Origin of the sequence: Corynebacterium sp. HMSC061H03 (assembly GCF_001838215.1) — a bacterium.
Lineage (GTDB): Bacteria > Actinomycetota > Actinomycetes > Mycobacteriales > Mycobacteriaceae > Corynebacterium > Corynebacterium jeikeium_D.
Genome location: NZ_KV836076.1, coordinates 1 through 6,888 on the forward strand (window position 1 = coordinate 1; position 6,888 = coordinate 6,888).

Annotated in this window: 5 protein-coding genes; 3 read left to right on the top strand and 2 right to left on the bottom strand. The window is 60.8% G+C overall.

All coding sequences use genetic code 11. The features are described 5' to 3' along the window. Positions 1-215 precede the first annotated feature (215 nt). Positions 216-404, bottom strand: coding sequence for a hypothetical protein (locus tag HMPREF2787_RS07865; RefSeq protein WP_016423317.1), 189 nt, complete (start codon positions 402-404; stop codon positions 216-218). Positions 405-478: 74 nt separating this feature from the next. Here HMPREF2787_RS07865 and HMPREF2787_RS07870 point away from each other — a divergent pair, with 74 nt between their 5' ends. The 3 genes from HMPREF2787_RS07870 (at position 479) to HMPREF2787_RS07880 (ending at position 5,514) form a co-directional block, all read left to right on the top strand. Continuing rightward, positions 479-2,995: a helicase-associated domain-containing protein gene (locus tag HMPREF2787_RS07870; RefSeq protein WP_070858944.1), complete on the top strand. Its 2,517-nt coding sequence runs from the start codon at positions 479-481 to the stop codon at positions 2,993-2,995. A gap of 148 nt (positions 2,996-3,143) precedes the next feature. After that, positions 3,144-4,847, top strand: a complete 1,704-nt coding sequence (locus HMPREF2787_RS07875) for a DNA repair helicase XPB (protein ID WP_070858945.1) — start codon at positions 3,144-3,146, stop codon at positions 4,845-4,847. A gap of 25 nt (positions 4,848-4,872) precedes the next feature. Beyond that, positions 4,873-5,514, top strand: a complete 642-nt coding sequence (locus HMPREF2787_RS07880) for a DUF3239 domain-containing protein (protein WP_070858946.1) — start codon at positions 4,873-4,875, stop codon at positions 5,512-5,514. Between the two features lie 130 nt (positions 5,515-5,644). Here HMPREF2787_RS07880 and HMPREF2787_RS07885 read toward each other — a convergent pair whose 3' ends face one another. Further along, positions 5,645-6,787 carry an alpha/beta hydrolase gene (locus HMPREF2787_RS07885; protein ID WP_070858947.1) on the bottom strand — a complete coding sequence of 381 codons (1,143 nt, stop codon included), beginning with the start codon at positions 6,785-6,787 and terminating at the stop codon, positions 5,645-5,647. Positions 6,788-6,888 lie beyond the last annotated feature (101 nt).

Genomic DNA, 6,888 nt, shown 5'->3' on the forward strand with positions numbered 1-6,888 from the left:
ATAAACTTACACAGTTTCACATTTGCAGCCCGCATCCATGGGGCCATTCCGGTGGATTGGCCAAAAAAACTGGGCTTGAATAAGCCCCCGCCCACTTCAAGCCCCCACTACTCAAGCCCCCGAGGCCACTGATGTGAAAACCCGCAGCCACGACTGAACTAGCAGTCACGGCTGCGGGCCTCCAGCAGATGTAGCTCTGCTAAGAACCTAAAAGATTACTTGTTAATCACCGTGGTCGGGTGCACGTAACCCAGAGTCTCCGGATCAACCGGGAACTCAATGTCGCCGAAAGGCGAATCTGCACCAGCGTGGTGAGCAATCAGTTCAGTAACAGCGTGCTGACCAGGCTCGAGGTCCTTCGGCCAGCCGGGATCGACATAGGATTTCTTTGCAACGTTAGCCATGCTGAGATTATCCCAAAAATTTTCTCCCCAGTCACCTTCTCCCCTCCTTAAATCTCACTAAAGTGGGGATTGTCATGACTAGCACCACCCCCTTTGCACTCTTTTCCGACTGGCTGGCAGGTCAACCAGACCAATTTGTGGGCACTATCCTCAGCAATCGCCCCGATGCGCTGTCGCCACCGCCGAAGTCTTCCCAGGTGCTAGCGGCAAGGCTCCAGCTCCGCGCTTCTGTCTCCCGCGCGCTGACCAGACTGCCCGCACTGGAGCTCGCCTGCATTGAGGCCGCCGCCGACCTCGGTGCTGACGCCGAACCCGTCACTGCGGACGCCCTCATCGACTACATTCTCGACTTACTCTCTCGAGCAGAGGTTCCCGCCAATCAACGGCCCACGGCCACGCATATTCGGACAAGCCTCGATACCCTGCGCGAATACGGACTCATCTGGGGCAACGGTCCCGGCCCCCGCGGCACCTTCACCGGCAAGTCCACCCGCAAGAAGCCTCTGCCCTGGCAGGACTACTTCTGCCTCAGCGATGAGGTCGCCACCTCGTTGCCACCTGGCTGGTATCTTCTGCCCAATCCCGATGGCCCCAGCCGCAGCCAGCTACGCACGGCACTCACCGAGGTCACAGACAGGCAACAGCGTCTCCTGGATACCCTCGCCAACTCCGGAGGGCTCGGCGTCACAAAGGACGCTCATCCGGATGCCGACCCTTCGCTGCCGGTCCCAGCGCTCATCAACGCCGGCCTGCTCGAACGCATCGACAAGGGCACCGTTCGCCTGCCCGCCACCGTTCGCGCGCTTATGCGTGGAGTCGGGCTTGCCGACGACGACGTCCCCCTGCGCCCCGAAACCCCCGCTACCCACGTGATCGCCAGCGGTAACGACCGTGCTGCCGCCACTGCCTGGGAAACTTTGCGACAGGCGACTGACCTGCTGGACTTGCTGGGAACCGACCCCGCGCCGACCTTGAAAAACGGTGTCATCGGAGTGCGGGAAACCCGCAGTCTCATCGAGGAGCTCGGCGTCGACATCTCGGAGTTGGCTCGCGGCGTGGCTAACCTCAGTGCAGCGGGCCTGGTTCATGTCGGCACTCCGCATCCGCTGCCACTGCACGACAGCGGTGGTGACTATTTCGCCCCCACGCTGGCAGCCGACGGCTTCCTCGACGCCGATCTGGTTGACCGGTGGGTGAGTTTGACGGTCGGCACTCGCACTAGCGACGCAGCTCCCTGGCGGGTCGACCAGCTCAATGAGGAAGGCAAGCGCATTGCTCTACTCTCCCCACAAGCTCGGCTCTCCGGGGTACCGTCAATCCGGGAAATGGTGCTGGCCTGCTGTGCGCAGGTGGCGTCGTCGGCAAGCGACAACGACATCGTTGCTCTGACTGACCTGCGTGAATGCGCCGCCTACTACTACCCGATTACCAACGCGAGGTGCACGGACGAGACGCTCAGTGGCGTGGTCGACGAGCTGGTCGCCCTCGGCATCGTCGTGCGGGACCCGGGCGTGGAAACGATTTCCGTCGGCCTTAGCGAGGTCGGCAAAGCCATGGTCGCGCTCATCGAATCCGGTACCGCCGAGGCCTTCGACGATCTGCGTGCCGCCTGTAACAACCTCTTGCCGCCGAACGCCTCGTACCTGATGGTTCAGGCGGACAACACCATCGTCGTACCGGGCCCCGCATCCCCGGAGATGGAACGCATGCTCAGTTCGATTGCGCAGCTGGAATCTCCCGGCCTCGCCAGCGTCTACCGCGTGACCGAAGACAGCCTTCGCGATGCCCTCGACGCCGGCATCAATGCCGCCGATATCTCGGAGTTTCTTTCGCGCTACGCCGTCGGCGAGGTGCCGCAGTCCATTACCTATTTGCTTGACGACGTCGCCCGCCGCCACGGTCGTCTCCGCGGTGGCCCCGCAGCTTCGTTTATCCGCTGTGACGATCCGGCCCTGCTGGCCTCATTCCAGAGTCACCAGGCTGGGCAAAGCCTGGCGTTGCGGAAGATTGCCGAAACGGTGCTAATTAGCCAGGCCCCGCTTGCCCAGGTGATTGAGACCGCTAGAAATGCGGGCTTTTCCATCATCGCCGAAGATGCAGAGGGTTTGGTGCTGGATCTCGGTCGCGCTCCCTGCCGCATTGAGGCGCCAGCTCCGGTGCCTACTGCGCGTACAACGATGCCCGAACCGGAACGCATCAGCCAGGCGTTGACGGCTATTGCCGATGGCAACCGTGCTGCTGAGCACGCTGGTAGTTCCAGTGGCACTGCAGCCAGTGGCAACACTGCTGGGGTCTCTGGCTCGGCTGCGGATTCGGCGACAGGTACGGGCACGGCTGCCGGTGCCAGCGCTAGCACCGGTGGCACGAGCGACTACGCCTCCGGCACCGAAGCGTTCAAGCTCCTGCAGCGCGCGGCTCGCCACGGTGACGACCTGTATTTGAGCTACGTTGACCGCAACGGCAAACCCGGCCGCAAGCGCGTGCGCCCAGTCACCGTCTCCGGTGGGCAGGTCGATGCAATCGACCCGGCCACCAGCCAAGTGCTGCGCTTCCTGCTGCATCGCATTACCGAAGTACATCCTGTCGACTAGGCGGCGGGCGCGCGGACCGTCGTAAAGCGATGCAGAAGCGAATGTGGCGGTTCGGGATGATTCGAGCCCGTGCCGCATCTTCTGCGTAATCGTGGCAGAATTGACCTTTAGCTTATTTTTGGTCGAATGTCTGCGAGGCGAGGAAATAATGGGTTTCGGTACGGGTCCGCTGATCGTCCAATCGGATAAGACGGTGCTGCTGGAGGTCGATAATCCGGAGGCGGATGCGGCACGCGCGGCGCTGGCACCGTTCGCGGAGCTCGAACGTGCTCCTGAACATGTGCACACCTACCGCATCACCCCGCTGGCGCTGTGGAATGCCCGCGCCGCCGGTCACGACGCGGAGCAGGTGGTCGATGTCCTCGAGCGCTTCTCCAAGTTCCCCGTCCCACAGCCGCTGCTTATCGACGTCGCGGAGACCATGGACCGCTACGGTCGCCTGAGCCTGACCAAGCATCCAGCTCACGGCCTTATTCTGGTTTCACACGACCCTGCGGTACTGGCCGAGGTGACCAAGCACAAAAAGATTCGTCCGATGCTCGGCGAGCAAATCGATGCCGACACCTGGACCGTGCACCCCTCCGAGCGAGGCCGAATCAAACAGGAGCTGCTGAAGGTCGGTTGGCCTGCCAATGACACCGCCGGCTACATCGACGGTGAGGCACACGCCATCGCTTGGCAGGATCAGGGCACCGGAGGCCACGACACCTGGGAACTGCGCGACTACCAACGCATGGCGGCTGATTCCTTCCGCGAAGGCGGCTCCGGCGTCGTGGTGCTGCCCTGTGGCGCAGGCAAAACAATCGTCGGTGCAGCGGCCATGGTAGACGCGCAGCGCACCACTTTGATTCTGGTCACCAACACCGTCGCCGGCAGGCAGTGGCGCGACGAGCTGCTGCGACGCACCTCGCTGACCGAAGACGAAATCGGCGAATACTCCGGCGAAAAGAAGGAGATTCGCCCCGTCACCATTGCGACCTACCAAGTGGTCACGCGCAAGACTAAGGGAGAATACCGCGCACTCGAGCTATTCGATTCCCGCGACTGGGGCCTCATCATCTATGACGAGGTCCACCTCCTGCCCGCTCCTGTGTTCCGAATGAGTGCGGATCTGCAGTCGCGCCGTCGACTGGGGCTCACCGCTACCCTGGTGCGCGAAGATGGCCGCGAGGGAGACGTCTTCAGCCTGATCGGCCCGAAGCGCTACGACGCCCCGTGGAAAGACATCGAAGCCCAGGGCTGGATCGCACCGGCTGACTGCGTTGAGGTCCGCGTGACCCCAACCGAGTCCGAACGCATGCTCTACGCCACGGCTGAGGCCTCCGACAGGTATCGTCTGGCCGCAACGACGCCGACGAAGATTCCCGTCGTCAAGCAAATCCTTGCCCGACACGAGGGCGAACCCGCTCTGGTGATTGGTGCCTACCTGGATCAGCTCGAAGAGATCGGCGAAGAGCTCGGCGTCGACGTCATCGAAGGAAAGACGTCCAACACCAAACGCGAGGAGCTCTTTGGGAAGTTCCGGCGCGGCGAGATCAACACGCTGGTGGTCTCCAAGGTTGCGAACTTTTCCATCGACCTTCCCGAAGCCTCTGTCGCCGTGCAAATCTCCGGCACCTTCGGTTCCCGACAGGAGGAGGCACAGCGCCTGGGGCGTCTCCTGCGCCCGAAGTCCGATGGTGGTGGCGCCGTCTTTTACTCGGTGGTGACTCGCGATACGCTCGATACCGAATACGCAGCTCACCGCCAGCGTTTCCTGGCGGAACAGGGCTACGCCTACCGAATCGTCGACGCAGACGAGTACCTCGGGCCCTCCCTGCCCGGTGATTCCACCGCTAGCTCGGAATCCTAGAAAACTGGATAACTAAAGGACTGCCATGAACTTTCACTTCCCCGTCAACCGCGAGCACACCAACGCCAACAACGAGTACTACCGCGATGCCCGCCGACTGCTCATCTCCTCCGGCATTTTCTCTGCTCTGCTGCTCGTCGGCGCTGTGCTGGTTCTAATAGTTTTCGACCGCACGCCGTTTGTTATCGGCAGCGCGGTTGTGCTTTTCGCCCTCGCAGCTCTCTACGTCGGCGTTACCTTCCAGGTGCGACGCGCAATTAAGGATCCGCAAGAGCTTTACGACAAATCCCCGCTGGTTCCGGCCATGATTGCGCGTGTGGATGAGCGGACCATGGTGCTGATGACCCTGGTGGACATGCGTAAAAACCCCTCCGATGGCGAGCCCGTCCCGGCCCTGGCTACACGTACGGTCACCACGATTTCCGGTGTTCCCCGCCGCGTGGGCGCGAAGGTGCCAGCTGTTGCTGTGGCCGGTACACACAAGAGCCGCACCGAGTTCTACGATGAGATCACCCCAGTGCCGCTCGCGTGGTCCACTCCAGACAAGTCAATCATTGCCCAAGCCCAGCGCAATATTCCTGTCAACGATTGGAATGTGCTCGAACGCAACATCGACCGGGTGGAAGAGGTACACGCAACGAAGCGCAACCTCCTGCCGCTGAACTAGTCGGGGGCTGTTAGCCCCGACCTTTTGGCACTGAGCTGTTCTAGCCCCGCCCCGATTTCCCTTAGCAGCGCTCCCCTCCGCGGTGCTCACATGCACAGCGAGAGCGTCATTGGGAACTGGAACGAGTTGACTAGCTCTTGCCCCAGGACTCTTCGTTCTGCCGGTCAATCGCTTCCTTATCGTATTCACCTGCCGGGTCCTCTGGCAGCTCACGTTCCGTGTGAGTGGCCTCTAGAATGAACCGCGCCGCGTCCGTAATCTGTTCTCGCTGAACCTTTGGAACCGCAATCTGGTGAGTTGCCAAGAATTCCGCCTGAGAGGCCTCTCCCCCTGCCTCCTCGACCTTCTTCAGGTACTCGGTAGCTGGCCGAACAACAGTATCGCGGGAGGCCGCCTGAACGTGGACACGCATGCTTCGCGACGGCTCATGCAATCCCGGTGACACTTCCTTTGCCGAATCATCAGAGGTGCCGAAGAATGCCTGCAACCACACCGCAGGAGCACCACGCAGGTCTAGAGCCGGGGCAACGAGCAACAGAGCAACCGGAGTGTCTTGACTAATCTGGTCTACCGCGGAAACAACATTGTGCCCGCCTGAAGAGACACCATAGAGAACTATCGGGTTCTGATCACTGATGGGCATTGCACCCAATTTTTGAAGCTGCAACGAATCATCTGCGACAGATGCGACTACCCGTGCAATGTCATTGACGGCCTCAGATACCTTGTGCTCTGGCGCGAGCCGGTAATCCACATCCACAACAATTGCGCCCGATCGGGCTGCCAGGGCAGCCATATTTGGGCCGAAGGAATTCTCACGCAGACTGCCGTCGCCCATCCAGAAAGCGCCGCCGTGTGCGGCAACTACCACAGATCCGGTTGGATCCTCCGGAACAAAAACCCGCACCGGAACGCTAGGACTATCCCCCACCATCGTATCCGTCACCTCTACCTTGCCGTCGGCATACGCAAGGTATGGCGAAGAATGGTTGACAGCCGCCCCCAGGACCATCATCGAACCGTGAATAATGGCGTCTGGCATACGAGCGCCGCGGTCATTGACTGACGCACGAGCCTTCTTAATGTCTTCCTCAGAGGCACCCAAGGGGACAATCTCGCTCAAGTAAGAATAGGCCGAGACGTGTTCTTCGAGCCATTCAATAAGCTGTTGCAGCTTACCTTCCTCGGTCGTTACGGGAGTGAAGCTGTCTTGAGCCTCGTCCTCAGAAGAAGCGAGGTTAACCACATCGGAGTTAGGTGTCTGATTAGTCATAGAGACAGTCTGCCACAGAGAGCCAACGAGGATTCACCGAAAGAGGAAACCCAGGATCTAATCGTTGCCTAGTTAATTCCGTTTACCCGTAGGTACAAAAG

Bases quoted from the DNA above. Each gene is read 5' to 3' on its own strand.
- HMPREF2787_RS07865 (WP_016423317.1), bottom strand. From the start codon at position 404: ATGGCTAACGTTGCAAAGAAATCCTATGTCGATCCCGGCTGGCCGAAG.
- HMPREF2787_RS07870 (WP_070858944.1), top strand. From the start codon at position 479: ATGACTAGCACCACCCCCTTTGCACTCTTTTCCGACTGGCTGGCAGGT.
- HMPREF2787_RS07875 (WP_070858945.1), top strand. From the start codon at position 3,144: ATGGGTTTCGGTACGGGTCCGCTGATCGTCCAATCGGATAAGACGGTG.
- HMPREF2787_RS07880 (WP_070858946.1), top strand. From the start codon at position 4,873: ATGAACTTTCACTTCCCCGTCAACCGCGAGCACACCAACGCCAACAAC.
- HMPREF2787_RS07885 (WP_070858947.1), bottom strand. From the start codon at position 6,787: ATGACTAATCAGACACCTAACTCCGATGTGGTTAACCTCGCTTCTTCT.